The organism is Ruegeria sp. BHSC223, from assembly GCF_059613025.1.
In genome coordinates this window covers 100,808-117,661 of record NZ_JBXWRR010000001.1, presented here as the reverse complement: position 1 = coordinate 117,661, position 16,854 = coordinate 100,808, and the positions used below count along the sequence as shown (strand labels likewise).

Below are 16,854 nucleotides of genomic sequence, written 5' to 3'. Positions count from 1 at the left end.
GCGGATGACTGTTTTCGCCAATCGCCTGCTTGGCCCCAAGGGCTGGCTGTCGGACGCCCGCGTCACGTTTGACGGGCTGCATATCGCCTCGGTCGAGCCGGGCAGCGCGCCCAAACCCGGCGATGTACGGGTCGACACGCTGTTGCCCGCGCCGGGCAACCTGCACAGCCATAGCTTTCAGCGGGCGATGGCGGGGATGACCGAGTATCGCAGCCGGGGCCGGGAAAGCTTCTGGACCTGGCGCGAGCTGATGTACCGGTTTCTCGACCGGCTGACGCCCGAGCATGTGGCGGCGATTGCCGCCCAGACCTTTGTCGAGATGCAAAAGGCGGGTTATGCGGCGGTGGGCGAGTTCCATTACCTGCATCACCGCCCCGGCGGCGGGCCCTATGACGACAGGGCCGAGATGTCGGCCCGGATCGTGCAGGCAGCGGCGGAAACCGGCATCGGCCTGACCTTGCTCCCGGTCCTCTATACCCATGGCGGCGCCGACGGGCGCGCGCTGGCAGGTGGGCAATTACGTTTCGGCAACGAGCTTGACGCCTATTGCACCCTTGTCGAAGGCGTCCGCGCCCATGCAGGCACCCTGCCCGCCGATGCCCGTGTCGGCATCGCGCCGCATTCGCTGCGCGCGGTATCCGCCGCCGATCTGGCCGAGGTCGCGGCACGCCACCCGGACGGGCCGGTGCATATCCACATCGCCGAACAGACCCGCGAGGTCGAAGAGATCGAGGCCGCCTATGACGCCCGCCCGGTCGACTGGCTGCTTAACAACGCGGCGGTCGGGCCGCGCTGGTGCCTGATCCACGCCACCCACATGACCGATGCCGAGACCCGCGCCATGGCGGCCACCGGCGCGGTTGCGGGCCTGTGCCCGATCACCGAGGCCAATCTGGGTGACGGCATCTTCAACGGGGTGCCCTATTTCGAAACGGGCGGCGCATTTGGCGTAGGATCGGATTCCAACGTATTGATTTCCCTTACCGAAGAGTTGCGGCTTCTGGAATACTCCCAGCGGCTTCGCGACCGCGAACGCAACGTGCTGGCCGGTGCCGAAGGCTCTACGGGCGCGGCGCTCTATCTGGGGGCCGTGCGCGGCGGTGCCCGCGCGCTGGACCGCGGGGCCGGAGAGATCGCGCCCGGCGCGCTGGCCGATCTGGTCGCCATCGACAGCAATGCGCCAGCGCTCTGCGGGCTGGAACCGGGCCAGTTGCTGGACGGGCTGATCTTTGCCGCTGGCGACCGGGTGGTGACCGATCTCTGGTCGGCGGGCCGCCATCAGGTGCGCGCGGGTCGGCATGTGGCAGAGGACGCAATCGCCCGCCGCTATGGCGCGGTCCTGCGTGACCTGCTCTCGCGGATCTGAAAACGCAAAAACCAGATCACCATCAGCCAATATGCGCAAAAAATTTAGCAGCAACCTGCGAAGCACGATGTAACACACGCAAAAATTCCGCCTATCCTGCGTCAGAACCCCAACCGGAGTCGACAGGATGGATTTCGCCGCGCGGCTGACGCAACTCAGGCACGACCTGCACCGCCACCCCGAGCTTGGCCTGGCCGAGACCCGGACCAAGGCGGTGGTGGCCGCGCATCTGCGCGATCTCGGGATCGAGGTGTACGAGGGTGCGGGCGTGGTCGGCGTGCTGCGTGCGGGCAGCGGCAATCGCGCCATCGGGCTGCGCGCCGACATGGACGCGCTGCCGATCACCGAGACCGCCAGCCATGACCATGTCTCGACCACTCCCGGCGTGATGCATGCCTGCGGCCATGACGGGCATATGACCATGTTGCTGGGCGCCGCCGAGGAGCTTGCGCGCGCCGCCGATTTCGACGGCACCGTGGTGTTCCTGTTCCAGCCCGCCGAAGAGCACGGGCTGGGCGCGCGCGCGATGATCGACGAGGGCGTTCTGGAGCGGTTTCCCATCGACGAGGTCTATGCCATCCACAACCTGCCCGGCGCCCCGCTTGGCCATGTCTCGACCCGGCCGGGCCTGATCTGCAACAGCGAGACGCTGTTTCAGATCGACATCACCGGACAGGGCGGCCATGCCTCGATGCCGCAGGCCGGGGTCGATGCGATCACCGTGGGGGCCGAGATGGTGACCGCGCTGCAAACCGTGGTCGCGCGCAAGCTGGCGCCCGCCTCGGGCGCGGTGATCTCGGTGACCGAATTCCTGACCGATGGCCAGCGCAACGTGCTGCCGGGTCATGCCACGCTCAAGGGCGATTTTCGCGCCCGCGCGCCCCAGGATCGCGCCGAGATCCAGCGTTTCATGGAGCAGATCGCGCGCGGCGTGGCGGCGGCGCATGGGGTTCGCGTCGCGGTCACCTTCGACACCCAGTTCGTCGAGACGATGAATGCGCCAGAACCAGCTCAGGCGGTCTGCCGCGCCGCCCGCGCGGCGGGGCTGGAGGCCGAGGGGAACCGTGAGCCGATGAGTTTCTCCGAGGATTTCGCCCATTTCACCGCCGCCGTACCCGGCTGCTTCCTGCTGATGGGCAATGGGACCGAGGGCGCCCTTGCCCAGCCCCTGCATGCCTCGGATTACGATTTCAACGACGCGCTGCTGCCGATCGGGGCCGCCTTCTGGGCGGCACTAGTGCGGGACCGGCTGCCGCAAAGAAAGGACTGAAAATGAAAGACCTTCTGCCCGCCGCCCATCTGGGCCATGTCTCTTGTTCGCCCGCCCGGGGCGATGCCGCCCACCGGGTGCTGTCGCCACAGGATTTCGACGCCGCCGAGGGTGAGATCACCCAATGGGACGGTTACGCCCCGACCCCGCTGGTGGCGCTGTCGGCCTTGGCCGAGGCGATCGGCGTCGATGAGATCCGCTACAAGCACGAAGGCCCGCGCTTTGGCCTGGGCAGTTTCAAGGCGCTTGGCGGTGCCTATGCGGCCCTGGGCGTGTTGCAACGCGAGATTGCCCGCCGCACCGGCGCGCAGGTCGAACTGGCCGACATCCGCGCGGGCAAGCATCGCGACGCGGTGGCCGGGATCACGCTGGTTTCCGCCACCGATGGCAACCACGGCCGCTCGCTGGCCTGGGGCTGTCAGCGCTTTGGCGCGCCCTGTCGCATCTATATCCATGCCGAGGTCAGCGAGGGCCGCGCCCAGGCGATGCGCGATCTGGGCGCCGAGGTGATCCGCATCGACGGCGATTACGACGCATCGGTGCGCATGGCCAAGGACGAGGCCGAGGCGCATGGCTGGTTCGTGGTCTCCGACACCTCGTGGCCCGGCTATACCGATCCGCCGCGCGACGTGATGGCGGGCTATGGCGTGATGGTGCGCGAGATCTGCCGCGAGATGGACCGGGCGCCCACCCATGTCTTTCTTCAAGGCGGTGTCGGCGGGCTGGCCGCCGGGGTGACCGCCGCGCTGGTGCAGCATTGGGGCGAGGCGGCGCCGCGTGTCGTTGTTGTCGAACCCGACCGCGCCGCCTGTCTTTATGAAAGTGCGCGCGCCGGGGCGGCCACTGCCGTCGAAATCGCCGAAGAGACCATCATGGCGGGCCTGTCCTGCGGCGAACCCTCGCCGCTGGCTTGGGCGATCCTAGCCGAAGAGGCCCGCGATTACCTGACCATCCCCGATACGCTGGTGGCGCCGACCGTGCGGCTGCTGGCGCATCCGCTGGGGAACGACCCTGCGGTCGAAGCCGGGGAAAGCGCCGTCGCCGGGCTGGCTGCGCTCATCGCCGCGCGCAGCGATGCATCGCTCAGCGCCGCGCTCGGACTGGATGAAAGCGCCCGCGTGCTGCTGATCGGTTCCGAAGGGATTACCGACCCCGAGATCTATGCCCGGATCATGGCAGGCGAGGATATGGCCTGAACCCTGTCCAAGGGGCACTCAGTGCCCCTTGGCATCCACTCCCTTGCCGGTGACCACGCGCCAAAGCGGCGCGATCAGACGCGTTGCCAGAGGGATCAGCACAAAGCCAAGCGCCAGGCCAAAGATGCCGTCCAGCGCCGCCTTGGTGGTCCATTCCACCGCGCCGGTCCAGCCTGCGGGCACCGCATGTCCGGCAGCATAGGCGAGGTCATGGATATGGTGGCCGAGCCAGCCAAAGCCCAGTTCCTCCATCCCGTGGATGACGATGGAACCGCCCACCCACAGCATCGCCGCCGTGCCCACCACCGTCAGCAGATGCATGAAGCCCGGCATCCCCCGTACCAGCCCCCGACCAAAGGCGCGGGTGGGGCCAAGCCGTCCGTTTTCAGCCAGATAAAGCCCGACATCATCCGCCTTGACGATCAGTGCCACCGAGCCATAGACCGCCACGGTGATGCCGATCCCGGCCACAGCAAGCGTCGCCGCCTCCATCCAGAAACCGCTTTCGGGAATGGCGGCGAGGATGATGGTCATGATCTCGGCCGACAGGATGAAATCGGTCTTGATGGCCCCGGCGGCCTTTTCCTCTTCCAGATGCAGCGGGTCGCCCGGTTCGTCCTCCTTGAACACATGGCTGGTGTCATGCGGCACCAGCAGGTGATAGACCTTTTCCGCCCCCTCGAAACACAGATAGGCCCCGCCCAGCATCAACAGCGGCGCGATCAGCCAGGGGGCGAAATTCGCGAGGATCAGCGCCGCAGGCAGCAGGATCAGCAACTTGTTGCGGATCGATCCGCGCGCGATCTTCCAGATGATCGGCAATTCCCGCGCCGGCGCAAAGCCGTGCACGTATTTCGGCGTCACCGCCGCATCGTCAATCACCGCGCCCGCCGCCTTGGCGCCCGCCTTGGCCGCCTGTGCCGCCACATCGTCGACCGAGGCCGCCGCGACCTTGGCAATTCCCGCCACATCATCGAGAAGGGCCAGCAATCCGCTCATGCCTGCATCCTTTCATCCTGCCCGCGTTCTGGTCACCCTATCTTATCGCCCGTTGGCCGCAAGCGTTAGCGCAACCGGACCAAGTTTGCGCTAACACACTCAAAATAAATCGGTTTTACCCTTTCTGCCTCGGACAGTGCCGTCTATATGGCGGGTCAAAATCACGTCTGTCGGAGTTTCGGAATGACCATCAAGGTTGGTATCAACGGATTTGGCCGTATCGGTCGGTGCACCCTGTCGCATATCGCAGCCTCGGGCCGCGACGATATCGAGGTGATCAAGGTCAACGCCACCGGTCCGCTGGAAACCGCTGCCCACCTGATCAAGTATGACAGCGTGCATGGTCGTTTTCCGGGTGAGGTCACCATCGGCGACGGCACCATGAACCTGGGCCGGGGCGACATGCAGATGTTCTCGACCTATGACCTGAACGAGCTGGACTGGTCGGGCTGCGACGTGGTGCTGGAATGCACCGGCAAGTTCAACGATGGCGCCAAGGCCAAGGTGCATCTGGAGCGCGGCGCCAAGAAGGTGCTGCTGTCCGCCCCCGGCAAGAACGTGGACAAGACCATCGTGTTCGGCGTCAACGACGACCAGTTGACCGCCGCCGACACCATGATCTCGAACGGGTCCTGCACCACCAACTGCCTGGCGCCGCTGGCCAAGGTGCTGGACGAGGCCTTTGGCATCGAACACGGCATCATGACCACGATCCACGCCTATACCGGCGACCAACCGACGCTGGACCGCCGCCACAAGGACCTCTATCGCGCCCGTGCCGCCGCGATGTCGATGATCCCCACCTCGACCGGCGCCGCCAAGGCACTGGGTGAGGTGCTGCCGAACCTCAAGGGGCGGCTGGACGGATCGGCGATCCGGGTGCCCACGCCCAATGTCTCGGCTGTCGACCTGACCTTCCGCGCGGGGCGCGACGTGACCGCCGACGAGGTGAACGCCGCCGTTCAGGCCGCCGCCAGTGGCCCGATGAAGGGCGTGCTGGGATACGAGCCCGCGCCGCTGGTCTCAACCGATTTCAACCACACCCCCGAAAGCTCGATCTTTGCCCCCGACCAGACCCGTGTGGTGGAAAACCGCATGGTGCGCGTACTGGCCTGGTATGACAACGAGTGGGGTTTCTCGGTGCGCATGGCCGATGTGGCGGTGGCGATGGGCCGTCTGGGCTGATTTCCGCTGACCCTCTTGAGACAAGACGCCCGCTCAGGTTATCTGGGCGGGCGTTTCTGTCGGAGCCGGGACATCATGACAAATCAGATCTCCATATGGCTGGGTGTCATCCTGCTGGGCACGGTCATGCTGGATTTCGCCATGTTCGGAACCGAACATATGCTGTTTCTGGGCAAGAAGCTTTTCGATTTGCTCGAATGGCTGGCCTTCTGGCGATAGGGCGCGCGCCGAACCGCTTTGCGATCCGGATGCCCGTTTGGCCCGGTTGCAGCCGTTTCGCTTCAAATCATCAGGACAAAGTGGAAATGCGCGGAACGCCTACGCCCTGCCCAGCCGCTCCTTGAGGGCATCATTGACCCGCGGAGGCACGAATTTCGACACATCCCCACCCAGCCGCGCGATTTCCTTCACCAGCTTTGATGCAATCGCCTGGCGGCGGGCATCGGCCATCAGGAACACGGTCTCGACACTGTCATCCAGCGCGCGGTTCATGCCGACCATCTGGAATTCATATTCGAAATCCGCCACCGCGCGCAGGCCGCGCACGATGATCTGGGCGCCCACGTCGCGGGCGCAGTCGATCAGCAGATTCTCGAACGGATGCGCCACGATCTCGGTCCCGGTCTCGGCGCTGAGCGCGGCGCATTCCGCCTCGATCATCGCGACCCGTTCTTCAAGCGTGAACAGCGGCCCCTTGTCGCGGTTGATCGCGACCCCGATCACCAGTTTGTCCACCAGCGCAGCGGCGCGACGGATGATATCGACGTGACCCAGGGTGATCGGATCAAAGGTACCGGGATACAAAGCCACTCTCATCTGGGCCTCCTGCGCAACAATCTTGCTGCGCAAGCAAACATATCTCTGCCGCAGGTGCAAGCATTCCAACCTGCGGCAAAGCGTTGTTTGCGATTAGTGGCCCATGATCATGCCTTCGAGGGCGTTCTTCTCCATCGCCAGTTCAGCCAGTTGCGCCTTGACGACGTCGCCCAGGGTGACCAGGCCGACCAGCTTGCCCTCCTCGACCACGGGCATGTGGCGGAAGCGGCGCTCGGTCATCTGGGTCAGCACATCCTGCACCTTGGAATCACGGCCACATGTCACCAGATCCTTGGTCATGTAGGCGCTGACCGTTTCGCTCATACAACCGCTGCCACTGGCGGCCAGTTCGCGCACGATATCACGCTCGGAGAGGATCCCCAGCGCCGTCTCGCCATCGTCCGAGACGACCACGGTGCCGATACGCTTCTCTGCCAGAATCGCGGCGGCCTCAGCCACGGTGGCCGCGGCGCTGACGGTCACGACCCCGTCACTGGCCTTGGACTTGAGAATGGCCTGAACGAGCATATGCAACACCTCCGAAATATCTCTTCATATTCAAAAGCGTTGCGCCATTGCGTCGCCCTGTCAAGACGTGGCGTCAGCCTCGAGCCGTGCTACCTCGTCGCGGATCCCCTGCGTCAGCGCCTCGGCAAAGCGGTTAAGCCGCTCGCTGCGCTGGTCGCCCTGATGCCGGACCAGATAGAAAGAGCGCGTCAGACTGACCTGATCGGTCAGGATGCGCCGCAGATTGCCATGGAACGGCAGGGTGAAATCATGCGCCACGCAGATGCCCGTTCCGTGTCCGGCCTGGCGCAGCTGCACCGAGACCGAGTTCGAGGCCAGCGCCACCCGCTCGATGCCGATATCGTTGAGGTAATCCAGCTCGCGGTCAAAGATCATGTCGGGGATATAGCCGATCATCCGGTGGCCGCGCAGATCGGCCAGCGTCTCGATGGGGGGATGCGTGCGCAGGTAGCGGCGCGAGGCCACCATATGCAGCCGGTAATCGGTGATCTTCTGCACCAGCAGATGCCCCGCCGTGGGCGCGCTGACGGTGACGGCCATGTCCGCTTCGCGCCGCGACAGGTTGATGACACGCGGCAGGGCGAGGATCTGGATATCCAGATCCGGATTCTCGTCACTGATCTGGGCGCAGACCTGCGGCAAAAGGTAGTTGGCGCTGCCATCGGGCGCACCGATGCGGATCTGACCGGTCAGCCCCTCGGTGGTGCCAGCCAGCGCCTCGGAGGCGCTGCGCATCGCCGCCTCGGCCTGTTCGCCGTGCGACAGCAGCCGCTCACCCGCCGCGGTCAGCGTGTAACCCTGCGGCGATTTGGCAAAAAGCGGCGTGTCATAGGCGGCCTCCAGCCGGGCGATGCGGCGCCCGACGGTGGCGGGATCCAGTTTCAGCTGACGCCCCGCGCCCGACAGGCTCTCCTCGCGCGCAACCGCCAGAAACACCTTCATATCGTCCCAATGTGGATCCATCCCGCCCTCGTCGTTGCATTCTTGCAAAACGCTTTTGAAATCTTGCCTCTTTTCTCGGGATTTTCGCAAGCCTAAAGTGCCGCCAGCCAATCCGGAGGAGATCCCATGCAGGAACTGACCCACTATATCAACGGCGAACATGTCAAAGGCACCTCGGGCCGCTTTGCCGATGTCTTCAACCCCGCCACCGGCGAAGTGCAGGCTAAATGCCCGCTCGCCTCGACCGAGGAAATGGCCCGCGCGGTGGAAATCGCCGCCGCCGCCCAGCCCGCCTGGGCCGCCGTCAACCCGCAGCGCCGGGCGCGGGTGATGATGAAATTCGTCGACCTTCTGAACCGCGACATGGACAAGCTGGCCGAGGCGCTGAGCCGCGAGCACGGCAAGACCCTGCCCGACGCCGCAGGCGACGTGCAGCGCGGGCTGGAAGTGGTGGAATACTGCATCGGTGCCCCCCACATGCTGAAGGGCGAGTTCACCGACAGCGCCGGCCCCGGCATCGACATGTATTCGATGCGCCAGCCGCTGGGTGTGACCGCCGGCATCACGCCGTTCAACTTTCCCGCCATGATCCCGATGTGGATGTTCGCGCCCGCCATCGCCTGCGGCAACGCCTTCATCCTGAAACCGTCCGAGCGTGACCCGTCGGTGCCGCTGATGCTGGCCGAATTGATGGAAGAGGCCGGACTGCCCAAGGGCATCCTTCAGGTCGTCAACGGCGACAAGGAAGCGGTGGACGCGATCCTGTACAACCCTGTGATCCAGTCGGTGGGCTTTGTCGGCTCGACCCCGATCGCCGAATACATCTATGGTACCGGCTGCGCCCAGGGCAAGCGCGTGCAGTGTTTCGGCGGCGCCAAGAACCACATGATCATCATGCCCGACGCCGATATGGACCAGGCCGCCGACGCGCTGGTGGGCGCCGGTTACGGTGCCGCGGGCGAACGCTGCATGGCCATTTCGGTTGCCGTGCCGGTGGGCGATGAGACCGCCGACCGCCTGATCGAGAAACTGGTGCCCCGCATCGAAAAACTGAAAGTCGGCCCCTATACCGCCGGCAAGGATGTCGATTACGGCCCCGTTGTCACCGCCGCCGCCAAGGAGAACATCCTGCGCCTGGTGAACTCGGGCGTGGAACAGGGCGCCAAGCTGGTGGTCGATGGCCGCGATTTCAGCCTGCAGGGCTATGAGGACGGCTTCTTTGTCGGCCCGCATCTCTTTGACCATGTCACCCCCGACATGGACATCTACAAGAAAGAGATCTTTGGCCCGGTCCTCAGCACCGTGCGCGCCAAGAGCTATGAAGAGGCCCTTGGCTTGGCCATGGACCACGAATACGGCAACGGTACCGCGATCTTTACCCGCGACGGCGACGCCGCGCGCGATTTCGCCAACCGGATCAATATCGGCATGGTCGGCGTCAACGTGCCGATCCCGGTGCCGCTGGCCTATCACACCTTCGGCGGCTGGAAGAAATCCGCCTTTGGCGACCTGAACCAGCACGGCCCCGACGCGTTCAAGTTCTATACCCGGACCAAGACCGTCACCGCCCGCTGGCCCTCGGGCATCAAGGAAGGCGGCGAATTCTCCATCCCCGTGATGGAATAAGCCCTGACAAGGAACGCCCCGGCCCCTGCGGACCGGGGCGTTTCCACCTCTGGCCCATCGCGTTCGACGCGTCGCGGCCTTTCCCCGGGCGCCTTGGCCCAACCTTCCAGCGCAGGACCCCCCTTCCCGTCGCTCTCGACTTATGACAAACGCGTGAACAGCCGCGTTTCGACACAATCGGATACAGGTTTCCCCCTTTTCCATTGCACCGATTGCAGCAATATATCCTATGGCTAATCAGGCAGGAAAACCGGAGTTTCACATGTCCACCACCCGCATGACCCGCCGTGCAACCCTTCTCGGTGCCGCGGCAGCGCTTGCCGCGCCCGCGCTCGCCCGCGCGCAGTCGACCGACGCTTTCCCGACAACCGAGACCGCAATTCGCGATCAGGTGCCCGTGCGGCGCAACATCTCCTCTTTCTCGCAACAGAACTGGCAGGACCATTTCGAAAAACTCGGCGTCGGCTGCCTGCTGGCCGATATCACCAGCCGCGCGGTGCATTACTGGGGTGCCGATGGCAGTTACAAGCTCTATCCCTCCTCGGTCCCGATGACCGAGGAACTGACCCGCCGCGGATATACCGAGGTCGTGCGCAAGACCGTCAACCCCAGCTGGACCCCCACCGCCTCGATGCGCGAGCGCGACCCGACCCTGCCGGTCCGGATCGAGGGCGGCGAGGTCGGCAACCCGCTGGGCACCCGCGCCATGTATCTGACCTGGCCCGCCTATCTGGTGCATGGCACCCATGACACCCGCAAGATCGGACGCCAAAGCTCCTCGGGCTGTATCGGCCTCTACAACCAGCATGTCGAGGAACTCTACGAACTGGTCCAGGTCGGCACCCAGGTCCGCCTGCTCTGACCCTTTCCTCTTGCCGCAAATATCCCGGGGTCCGGGGCAGCGCCCCGGGGCCTGCGCGGCCCGAGCGCAAACAAGACGCGTGCGCGCAAAGCGCGCGCCTTTTGGTCACAACCGGGCACTCACCCCTATAGCTTGCGGATCCACAGCGACTGCGCCCGGCCCTGGGCCAGAAACGGCAACGCCTCGACCGCATCGGGACGCGCCCGTTGCAGATAGTAGCCGGGCCAGAGCAGCTCATACCCGCCCGACTGCAACAGCGCATGCAATACATATTGCTCACCCCAGGACGGGCAGTCGTAAAAGAAGCGCTTGGGATATTCATAGGGCAGAAACACATCGTGCACATGAATGACCACGCCCGGCGCCAGCGCCGGGATGATGCGACAGAACAGATGTGCCACATCATTGCTCATCCGCACCTGGTGGCTTGAATCGATGAACAGAACATCGTCGGCCTCGAGCCCGGCAAACAGCGCCGGATCCACCTCTTCGAGCCGGGCTTGCTCAAACCTGTCCACCACACCCGCGATATCGGCGCGCGGCCAGGGGTCGATCGCGGTGATCTCGGTCTCCAGCCCGCCATCCAGCACCGCCTGCCGCGTGATCCGGGTCGAGTTGCCACAGCCCACCTCGATCACCCGGCGCGGCTGATAGCGGCGGATCATCAGATACAACGCCTCGGCATCCGGGGTGTCGTAATAGCCATTGCCGCTGCGGTAGCCGGTGCGGCACTGCGCAGGGTCATGCAGCGCCGCCAGCGCGTCGGCATGCTGGGCGTAATCCTCGATCAGCGGCGCCAGATCGAAGGTCCGCATCCCGGGGCTCAGCGCATAGGCCGCCGTCTCCAACCCGCCGCGCGCCTCGAAATCGGCCAGCCGGGCCTGTTCCGCCTGCGCCTCGCGCGCATCGCTCAGCGCCACGCCCCAGCGTGACAACCATGCATTTACCCTTGGAAATCTGCGTTTCTTCATCCCGCCGCCCCGCTCTGTCAGCCTGTCCCGGCCCGTTCCTTACCCGTCCCGGCCCCTCAGGCCAACGCCATTCCTGCTTGGCAAAGCCACCTGTTGCCTGTTCACTGGTCCGAAACCGGCAGTGGAGGGGTCATGCAAAAGGAATTCACACTCGGCATCGAAGAGGAATATCTGCTGGTCGACCGCGACAGCCTGCATCTGGCCGAGGCGCCCGAGGCGCTGATGACGGCCTGTCAGGCTGATTGCGAAGGCCAGGTCAGCCCGGAATTCCTGCAATGCCAGATCGAGGTCGGCACCCGCCCCCATGCCACCATTGCCGCCGCGCGCGACGACCTGAAACGTCTGCGCGCCTGCGTCTCACAACGGGCGGCCGAGCATAACCTGACCCCGATCGCGGTCTCCTGCCACCCGTTCGCCAGTTGGAAGGACCAGCACCACACCCGCAAGGAACGCTACGACGCGCTGCAACATGCGTTGGGCGGGGTGGCGCGGCGGATGCTGATCTGTGGCATGCATGTGCATATCGGGGTCGCGGACAAGGCGCTGCGCGCCGATCTGATGCCGCAGCTCAGCTATTTCCTGCCCCATCTGCTGGCGCTGTCGGCCTCCTCGCCCTTCTGGAATGGCGAAGACACCGGCCTGTCCTCTTACCGGCTGACCATCTTCGACAACCTGCCGCGCACCGGCCTGCCGCCCACATTCGCAAGCTGGGCGGAGTATGAGCGCACCACGGGTATCCTGGTGGAACTGGGGGTGATCGAAGACACCACCAAGATCTGGTGGGACCTGCGCCCCTCGCACCGGTTCCCGACGCTGGAAACCCGGATCATGGATGTGCAGCCCCGGTTGGAGCATGCGCTGTCGCTGGCGGCGATGAACCAGGCGCTGATGCGGATGCTGTGTCGCCTGAAGGCGCGCAACCTGCGCTGGCGCCATTACGACCGTTTCCTGGTGGGCGAGAACCGCTGGCGCGCGCAGCGTTATGGTGTGGGCGAAGGGCTGATCGATTTCGGCGATCGCTCGGTCAAGCCGATGACGGTGCTGATGGACGAGCTGATGGGCATGCTGTCAGAGGATGCCGAGGCGCTGGGCACCCTGCCCGAGATCGCCCGGCTGCGCCAGATCGCCGAACATGGCAATTCGGCCACCCGACAACGCCGGGTCCATGCCGAGGCGCTGGCCCGGGGCGAGGATGCGGGGCGTGCCGTTGTGCGCCACCTGATCGAGGAGTTCCACGCGGATTTATAGTCGGAGGGGCGCTGCCCCTCTTGGCCTGCGGCCAATTCACCCCGGAGTATTTAAGGCAAAGTGAAAGGGCCTGGGGCGGCGCGCTTTGCATTTCTGCATAGGGTATTTGCGGCATTGACGCTTGATCGGATACCGGCGCGGCGGTAAGAAATTAACAACTGTTCAATTCTGCTGTCCTGCCGATGGAGGAAACGTCATGGATTTTGCACTGACCGAGGAACAGACCGCGATCTTCGACATGGCCCACGCATTCGGGCAGGACAATATCGCGCCTTTTGCCCGGCAATGGGAGGCCGAGGGCACCATTCCCAAGGACCTGTGGCCGCAGGTGGGTGAGCTGGGTTTTGGCGGGCTTTACGTGTCCGAGGAGGCCGGCGGTGCCGGGTTGACCCGGCTGGATGCCACGCTGGTGTTCGAGGCACTCAGCATGGCCTGCCCGTCGGTCGCGGCCTTTCTGTCGATCCACAACATGTGCGCCAAGATGCTGGACAATTTCGCCAGTGACGAGTTGAAGGCGCGGGTGATGCCGGATGTGCTGTCGCTCAACACGGTGCTGAGCTATTGCCTGACCGAACCGGGGTCCGGCTCGGACGCGGCGGCGCTGAAGACGCGGGCAGAGAAGACCAACGAGGGTTATGTGCTCAACGGCACCAAGGCGTTCATCTCGGGCGGTGGCTATTCAGATGCCTATGTCTGCATGGTGCGCACCGGCGAAGACGGGCCCAAGGGCATCTCGACCGTCTATATCGAGGATGGCACGCCCGGTCTGAGCTTTGGCGCGCTGGAACAGAAGATGGGCTGGAAGAGCCAGCCCACCGCCCAGGTGCAGTTCGACGATTGCAAGGTGCCCGCGGGCAACCTGGTCGGCGTCGAGGGCGACGGGTTCAAATACGCGATGATGGGGCTGGATGGCGGGCGGCTGAATATCGCCTCGTGCAGCCTGGGCGCGGCGCAGACGGCGCTGAACATGACGCTGCAATACATGGGCGAGCGCAAGGCGTTCGGCAAATCCATCGACCAGTTCCAGGCGCTGCAATTCCGGCTGGCGGATATGGAGATCGAGTTGCAGGCGGCGCGCACCTTCCTGCGGCAGGCCGCGTGGAAGCTGGACAACAAGGCGCCCGATGCCACCAAATTCTGCGCCATGGCCAAGAAATTCGTGACCGAGACCGGTTCGAAAGTGGTGGATCAGTGCCTGCAACTGCATGGCGGTTACGGCTATCTTGCCGATTACGGGATCGAGAAGCTGGTCCGCGACCTGCGGGTGCACCAGATCCTGGAAGGCACCAACGAGATCATGCGGGTGATCACCGCCCGCCACATGCTGGCCAACCGCTGAGGAAGTGATGGCAGATATCGACATCCGGGTTACGGGGCGCGCCGGGCGGATCACGCTGACCCGCCCGCAGGCGCTGAACGCGATGAGCTATGACATGTGCATGGCGATCGACGCGGCGCTGAGGAACTGGCGCGAGGATGATGACGTCGCGCTGGTGATCATCGACGCCGAGGGTGACAAGGCGTTTTGCGCGGGCGGCGACATTGCCGAGCTCTATGATACCGGCACCCGAGGTGACTACGGTTACGGGCGCACCTTCTGGCGCGACGAATATCGCATGAATGCGATGATCTTCGAGTATCCCAAGCCGGTGGTCAGCTTCATGCAGGGCTTTACCATGGGCGGCGGTGTCGGCATCGGCTGTCACGGCTCGCACCGGGTGGTCGGCGAAAGCAGCAAGATCGCCATGCCCGAATGCGGCATCGGGCTGGTGCCGGATGTGGGCGGCACGCTGATGCTGGCGCTGGCGCCGGGGCGGCTGGGCGAATACCTGGGCACCACCGCCGGGCGGATGGGACCGGATGACGCGATTTTTGCGGGTTTTGCCGATCTCTACATCCCGCAAGGTGACTGGGAAGGGCTGATCGAGATGCTCGAGGCCTCGGGCGATCCGGCGGTTCTGGCCACGCATGCCCAAACCCCGCCGCCGGGTGAGTTGCGCGCCATGCAGGCGGAGATCGACCGCCATTTCGGTGGCGAGACGCTGGGGGATATCCTGACCTCGCTCAGGGGCGATGGCGGAGAATTTTCGACGAAAATTCTCGCCGGCCTCGAGCGGAACTCGCCGCTGTCCATGGCCTGCACGGTGGAGATGCTGCACCGGTTGCGCGGCGCGACGCTGAGCATCCGCAAGGCGCTGGAGCTGGAATACCGCTTCACCTATCGTGCGATGGAAAAGGGCGATTTCCTGGAAGGGATCCGCGCCCAGATCATCGACAAGGATCGCAATCCGCGCTGGCAATATGCCGACCTGACGGTGCCTGCGGTGGCGGTATCGGCCATGTTGCAGCCGCTGGGCGCCGAGGCGCTGACATTCGAGGAGGAATAGGCATGAAAATCGGCTTTATCGGTCTGGGCAATATGGGGGCGCCGATGGCGGCCAACCTGGCCAAGGCCGGTCACGAGGTGACCGGGTTCGACATGGCGCCGGTCGAGGTGGCGGGTGTGACCCGCGCGGCCAGCGCGGCCGAGGCCGCGCGCGGCGCCGATGTGGTGGTGACCATGCTGCCCAACGGCCAGATCCTGCGCGCCGTTGCGGCCGAGGTGATCCCGGCGATGACGGCGGGCGCGGCGCTGGTCGATTGCTCGACCGTCGACGTGGACAGCGCCCGCGCGGTGGCGGCGGAGGCCGAGGCGGCCGGACTGCTGGCTGTCGACGCGCCGGTCTCGGGCGGCATCGGTGGCGCGGCGGCGGGTACGCTGACCTTCATGGCCGGTGGCTCGGAGGCGGCGTTTGAGAAGGCAAAGCCTCTGTTCGACATCATGGGACAGAAGGCCGTGCATTGCGGCGTTGCAGGCGCCGGACAGGCCGCCAAGATCTGCAACAACATGATCCTGGGCGTCACCATGATCGCCACTTGCGAAGCCTTTGCGCTGGCCGACAAGCTGGGGCTGGACCGGCAGAAGATGTTCGACGTGGTTTCGACCTCGTCGGGTTATAGCTGGACGATGAACGCCTATTGCCCGGCGCCGGGAGTGGGGCCGCAATCGCCCGCCGACAACGACTACAAGCCCGGTTTCGCCGCCGAACTGATGCTCAAGGATCTGCGGCTGAGCCAGCAGGCCGCCGGCAGCGCCGATGCGGATACGCCGATGGGTCAGCTGGCCGAGGCGCTATACGCCCGGTTCGTCGAGGAAGAGGATGGCAAGGGTATGGATTTCAGCGCCATGCTGCCCCGGTTCGAAAAACGCGGGCGTGGCTGAGGGGCGCTGCCCCTCTTGGCCTGCGGCCAATTCACCCCGGAGTATTTCGGACCAGAAAGAAGCCAGACCCGTCGGTGTCTGCACCGGCGGTTTCTCGCGTATCGGCTGGCGGCGGGCTGGCATAGTCACCATCTTGGTTCCAGAACAGGCAGGATTGCCGTCGCAACGGAAAGGGAAGCGCATGAAACGAATGACATCCGTGATGCTGATCGTAGGCCTGACCCTGTCGGCGGCACCGGTTCTGGCCGGGAACGGCAATGGTCAGGGCAAAGGCAAGGGCAGCCAGACTGGCGGGAACAAGGTCAAGGTGATCCAGCCCGCCAATCCGAGCGCCTCGGTGCATTGTCCGCCGGGCCTGGCAAAGAAGGCGGTGCCTTGTGTGCCGCCGGGACAGGTGAAGGCGCGCTATGGCATCGGCGACCTTATTTCGCGCGACTATTTCCGCATCGACGACCCCTATCGCTATGGTCTGAAGCAGAATGGCTATTACGTGCGGGCGGGCGACTATGTCTATCAGGTCGATCGCGACACCCACAAGGTGCTGAACCTGATCGGGGCTGTGGCAGACATCCTGAACTGACCT

17 protein-coding genes are annotated in these 16,854 nt (G+C 64.9%); 12 read left to right on the top strand and 5 right to left on the bottom strand.

Annotated features, from left to right (window positions below):
- Positions 1-4: 4 nt before the first annotated feature.
- From AC2FNY_RS00615 to AC2FNY_RS00605, 3 genes are all read left to right on the top strand, one after another.
- The gene (locus tag AC2FNY_RS00615) at positions 5-1,366 is read left to right on the top strand and encodes a formimidoylglutamate deiminase (protein WP_496801314.1); all 1,362 of its coding nucleotides are present in this window, start codon (positions 5-7) and stop codon (positions 1,364-1,366) included.
- A gap of 127 nt (positions 1,367-1,493) precedes the next feature.
- Entirely contained in the window at positions 1,494-2,636 is a 1,143-nt protein-coding gene (locus tag AC2FNY_RS00610; protein ID WP_496801313.1) for an amidohydrolase, read from the top strand.
- Positions 2,637-2,638: 2 nt separating this feature from the next.
- A complete protein-coding gene (locus AC2FNY_RS00605) occupies positions 2,639-3,832 on the top strand; it encodes a diaminopropionate ammonia-lyase (RefSeq protein ID WP_496801312.1) in 1,194 nt (397 codons plus the stop codon).
- A gap of 18 nt (positions 3,833-3,850) precedes the next feature.
- Here AC2FNY_RS00605 and AC2FNY_RS00600 read toward each other — a convergent pair whose 3' ends face one another.
- On the bottom strand, positions 3,851-4,831 hold the full coding sequence (locus tag AC2FNY_RS00600; protein WP_496801311.1) for a DUF808 domain-containing protein: 981 nt from the start codon (positions 4,829-4,831) through the stop codon (positions 3,851-3,853).
- Between the two features lie 183 nt (positions 4,832-5,014).
- Between AC2FNY_RS00600 and gap the strand changes: the two genes are divergently transcribed.
- Complete coding sequence (gene gap, locus AC2FNY_RS00595; RefSeq protein WP_234136922.1) at positions 5,015-6,016, top strand: type I glyceraldehyde-3-phosphate dehydrogenase; 1,002 nt, start codon at positions 5,015-5,017, stop codon at positions 6,014-6,016.
- 75 nt (positions 6,017-6,091) lie between these two features.
- Entirely contained in the window at positions 6,092-6,235 is a 144-nt protein-coding gene (locus tag AC2FNY_RS00590) for a hypothetical protein (RefSeq protein WP_234166440.1), read from the top strand.
- Positions 6,236-6,334: 99 nt separating this feature from the next.
- Here the strand turns inward: AC2FNY_RS00590 and coaD are convergent, their stop codons facing one another.
- The 3 genes from coaD to AC2FNY_RS00575 all read right to left on the bottom strand — a co-directional run bounded on the left by coaD (position 6,335) and on the right by AC2FNY_RS00575 (position 8,323).
- Positions 6,335-6,832 (bottom strand): pantetheine-phosphate adenylyltransferase, encoded by a 498-nt coding sequence (gene coaD, locus AC2FNY_RS00585; RefSeq protein WP_011047922.1) that lies wholly within the window; start codon positions 6,830-6,832, stop codon positions 6,335-6,337.
- 93 nt (positions 6,833-6,925) lie between these two features.
- Positions 6,926-7,360, bottom strand: coding sequence for a CBS domain-containing protein (locus AC2FNY_RS00580; RefSeq protein ID WP_496801310.1), 435 nt, complete (start codon positions 7,358-7,360; stop codon positions 6,926-6,928).
- A gap of 60 nt (positions 7,361-7,420) precedes the next feature.
- Positions 7,421-8,323 (bottom strand): LysR family transcriptional regulator, encoded by a 903-nt coding sequence (locus tag AC2FNY_RS00575; protein WP_496801309.1) that lies wholly within the window; start codon positions 8,321-8,323, stop codon positions 7,421-7,423.
- A gap of 105 nt (positions 8,324-8,428) precedes the next feature.
- Between AC2FNY_RS00575 and AC2FNY_RS00570 the strand changes: the two genes are divergently transcribed.
- Positions 8,429-9,928: a CoA-acylating methylmalonate-semialdehyde dehydrogenase gene (locus AC2FNY_RS00570; protein WP_234136926.1), complete on the top strand. Its 1,500-nt coding sequence runs from the start codon at positions 8,429-8,431 to the stop codon at positions 9,926-9,928.
- A gap of 262 nt (positions 9,929-10,190) precedes the next feature.
- Positions 10,191-10,790 (top strand): L,D-transpeptidase, encoded by a 600-nt coding sequence (locus AC2FNY_RS00565; protein WP_496801308.1) that lies wholly within the window; start codon positions 10,191-10,193, stop codon positions 10,788-10,790.
- A gap of 125 nt (positions 10,791-10,915) precedes the next feature.
- Here the strand turns inward: AC2FNY_RS00565 and AC2FNY_RS00560 are convergent, their stop codons facing one another.
- Complete coding sequence (locus tag AC2FNY_RS00560; RefSeq protein ID WP_496801307.1) at positions 10,916-11,761, bottom strand: class I SAM-dependent methyltransferase; 846 nt, start codon at positions 11,759-11,761, stop codon at positions 10,916-10,918.
- 132 nt (positions 11,762-11,893) lie between these two features.
- Between AC2FNY_RS00560 and AC2FNY_RS00555 the strand changes: the two genes are divergently transcribed.
- From AC2FNY_RS00555 to AC2FNY_RS00535, 5 genes are all read left to right on the top strand, one after another.
- Positions 11,894-13,009 (top strand): carboxylate-amine ligase, encoded by a 1,116-nt coding sequence (locus AC2FNY_RS00555; RefSeq protein ID WP_234143977.1) that lies wholly within the window; start codon positions 11,894-11,896, stop codon positions 13,007-13,009.
- 196 nt (positions 13,010-13,205) lie between these two features.
- Positions 13,206-14,348, top strand: a complete 1,143-nt coding sequence (locus AC2FNY_RS00550; RefSeq protein WP_496801306.1) for an acyl-CoA dehydrogenase family protein — start codon at positions 13,206-13,208, stop codon at positions 14,346-14,348.
- A gap of 7 nt (positions 14,349-14,355) precedes the next feature.
- Positions 14,356-15,396: an enoyl-CoA hydratase/isomerase family protein gene (locus AC2FNY_RS00545; protein ID WP_234143975.1), complete on the top strand. Its 1,041-nt coding sequence runs from the start codon at positions 14,356-14,358 to the stop codon at positions 15,394-15,396.
- A gap of 2 nt (positions 15,397-15,398) precedes the next feature.
- Positions 15,399-16,271 (top strand): 3-hydroxyisobutyrate dehydrogenase, encoded by an 873-nt coding sequence (gene mmsB / locus AC2FNY_RS00540; RefSeq protein WP_496801305.1) that lies wholly within the window; start codon positions 15,399-15,401, stop codon positions 16,269-16,271.
- Positions 16,272-16,452: 181 nt separating this feature from the next.
- Entirely contained in the window at positions 16,453-16,851 is a 399-nt protein-coding gene (locus AC2FNY_RS00535; RefSeq protein ID WP_234168958.1) for a hypothetical protein, read from the top strand.
- Positions 16,852-16,854 lie beyond the last annotated feature (3 nt).

What these genes read in the sequence shown, in the direction of transcription:
- AC2FNY_RS00570 (WP_234136926.1), top strand. Translation starts at nt 8,429, where the DNA reads ATGCAGGAACTGACCCACTATATCAACGGCGAACATGTCAAAGGCACC.
- AC2FNY_RS00600 (WP_496801311.1), bottom strand. Translation starts at nt 4,831, where the DNA reads ATGAGCGGATTGCTGGCCCTTCTCGATGATGTGGCGGGAATTGCCAAG.
- AC2FNY_RS00610 (WP_496801313.1), top strand. Translation starts at nt 1,494, where the DNA reads ATGGATTTCGCCGCGCGGCTGACGCAACTCAGGCACGACCTGCACCGC.
- gap (WP_234136922.1), top strand. Translation starts at nt 5,015, where the DNA reads ATGACCATCAAGGTTGGTATCAACGGATTTGGCCGTATCGGTCGGTGC.
- AC2FNY_RS00565 (WP_496801308.1), top strand. Translation starts at nt 10,191, where the DNA reads ATGTCCACCACCCGCATGACCCGCCGTGCAACCCTTCTCGGTGCCGCG.
- AC2FNY_RS00535 (WP_234168958.1), top strand. Translation starts at nt 16,453, where the DNA reads ATGAAACGAATGACATCCGTGATGCTGATCGTAGGCCTGACCCTGTCG.
- AC2FNY_RS00575 (WP_496801309.1), bottom strand. Translation starts at nt 8,323, where the DNA reads ATGGATCCACATTGGGACGATATGAAGGTGTTTCTGGCGGTTGCGCGC.
- mmsB (WP_496801305.1), top strand. Translation starts at nt 15,399, where the DNA reads ATGAAAATCGGCTTTATCGGTCTGGGCAATATGGGGGCGCCGATGGCG.
- AC2FNY_RS00590 (WP_234166440.1), top strand. Translation starts at nt 6,092, where the DNA reads ATGACAAATCAGATCTCCATATGGCTGGGTGTCATCCTGCTGGGCACG.
- AC2FNY_RS00545 (WP_234143975.1), top strand. Translation starts at nt 14,356, where the DNA reads ATGGCAGATATCGACATCCGGGTTACGGGGCGCGCCGGGCGGATCACG.
- AC2FNY_RS00560 (WP_496801307.1), bottom strand. Translation starts at nt 11,761, where the DNA reads ATGAAGAAACGCAGATTTCCAAGGGTAAATGCATGGTTGTCACGCTGG.
- AC2FNY_RS00580 (WP_496801310.1), bottom strand. Translation starts at nt 7,360, where the DNA reads ATGCTCGTTCAGGCCATTCTCAAGTCCAAGGCCAGTGACGGGGTCGTG.
- AC2FNY_RS00555 (WP_234143977.1), top strand. Translation starts at nt 11,894, where the DNA reads ATGCAAAAGGAATTCACACTCGGCATCGAAGAGGAATATCTGCTGGTC.
- AC2FNY_RS00605 (WP_496801312.1), top strand. Translation starts at nt 2,639, where the DNA reads ATGAAAGACCTTCTGCCCGCCGCCCATCTGGGCCATGTCTCTTGTTCG.
- coaD (WP_011047922.1), bottom strand. Translation starts at nt 6,832, where the DNA reads ATGAGAGTGGCTTTGTATCCCGGTACCTTTGATCCGATCACCCTGGGT.
- AC2FNY_RS00615 (WP_496801314.1), top strand. Translation starts at nt 5, where the DNA reads ATGACTGTTTTCGCCAATCGCCTGCTTGGCCCCAAGGGCTGGCTGTCG.
- AC2FNY_RS00550 (WP_496801306.1), top strand. Translation starts at nt 13,206, where the DNA reads ATGGATTTTGCACTGACCGAGGAACAGACCGCGATCTTCGACATGGCC.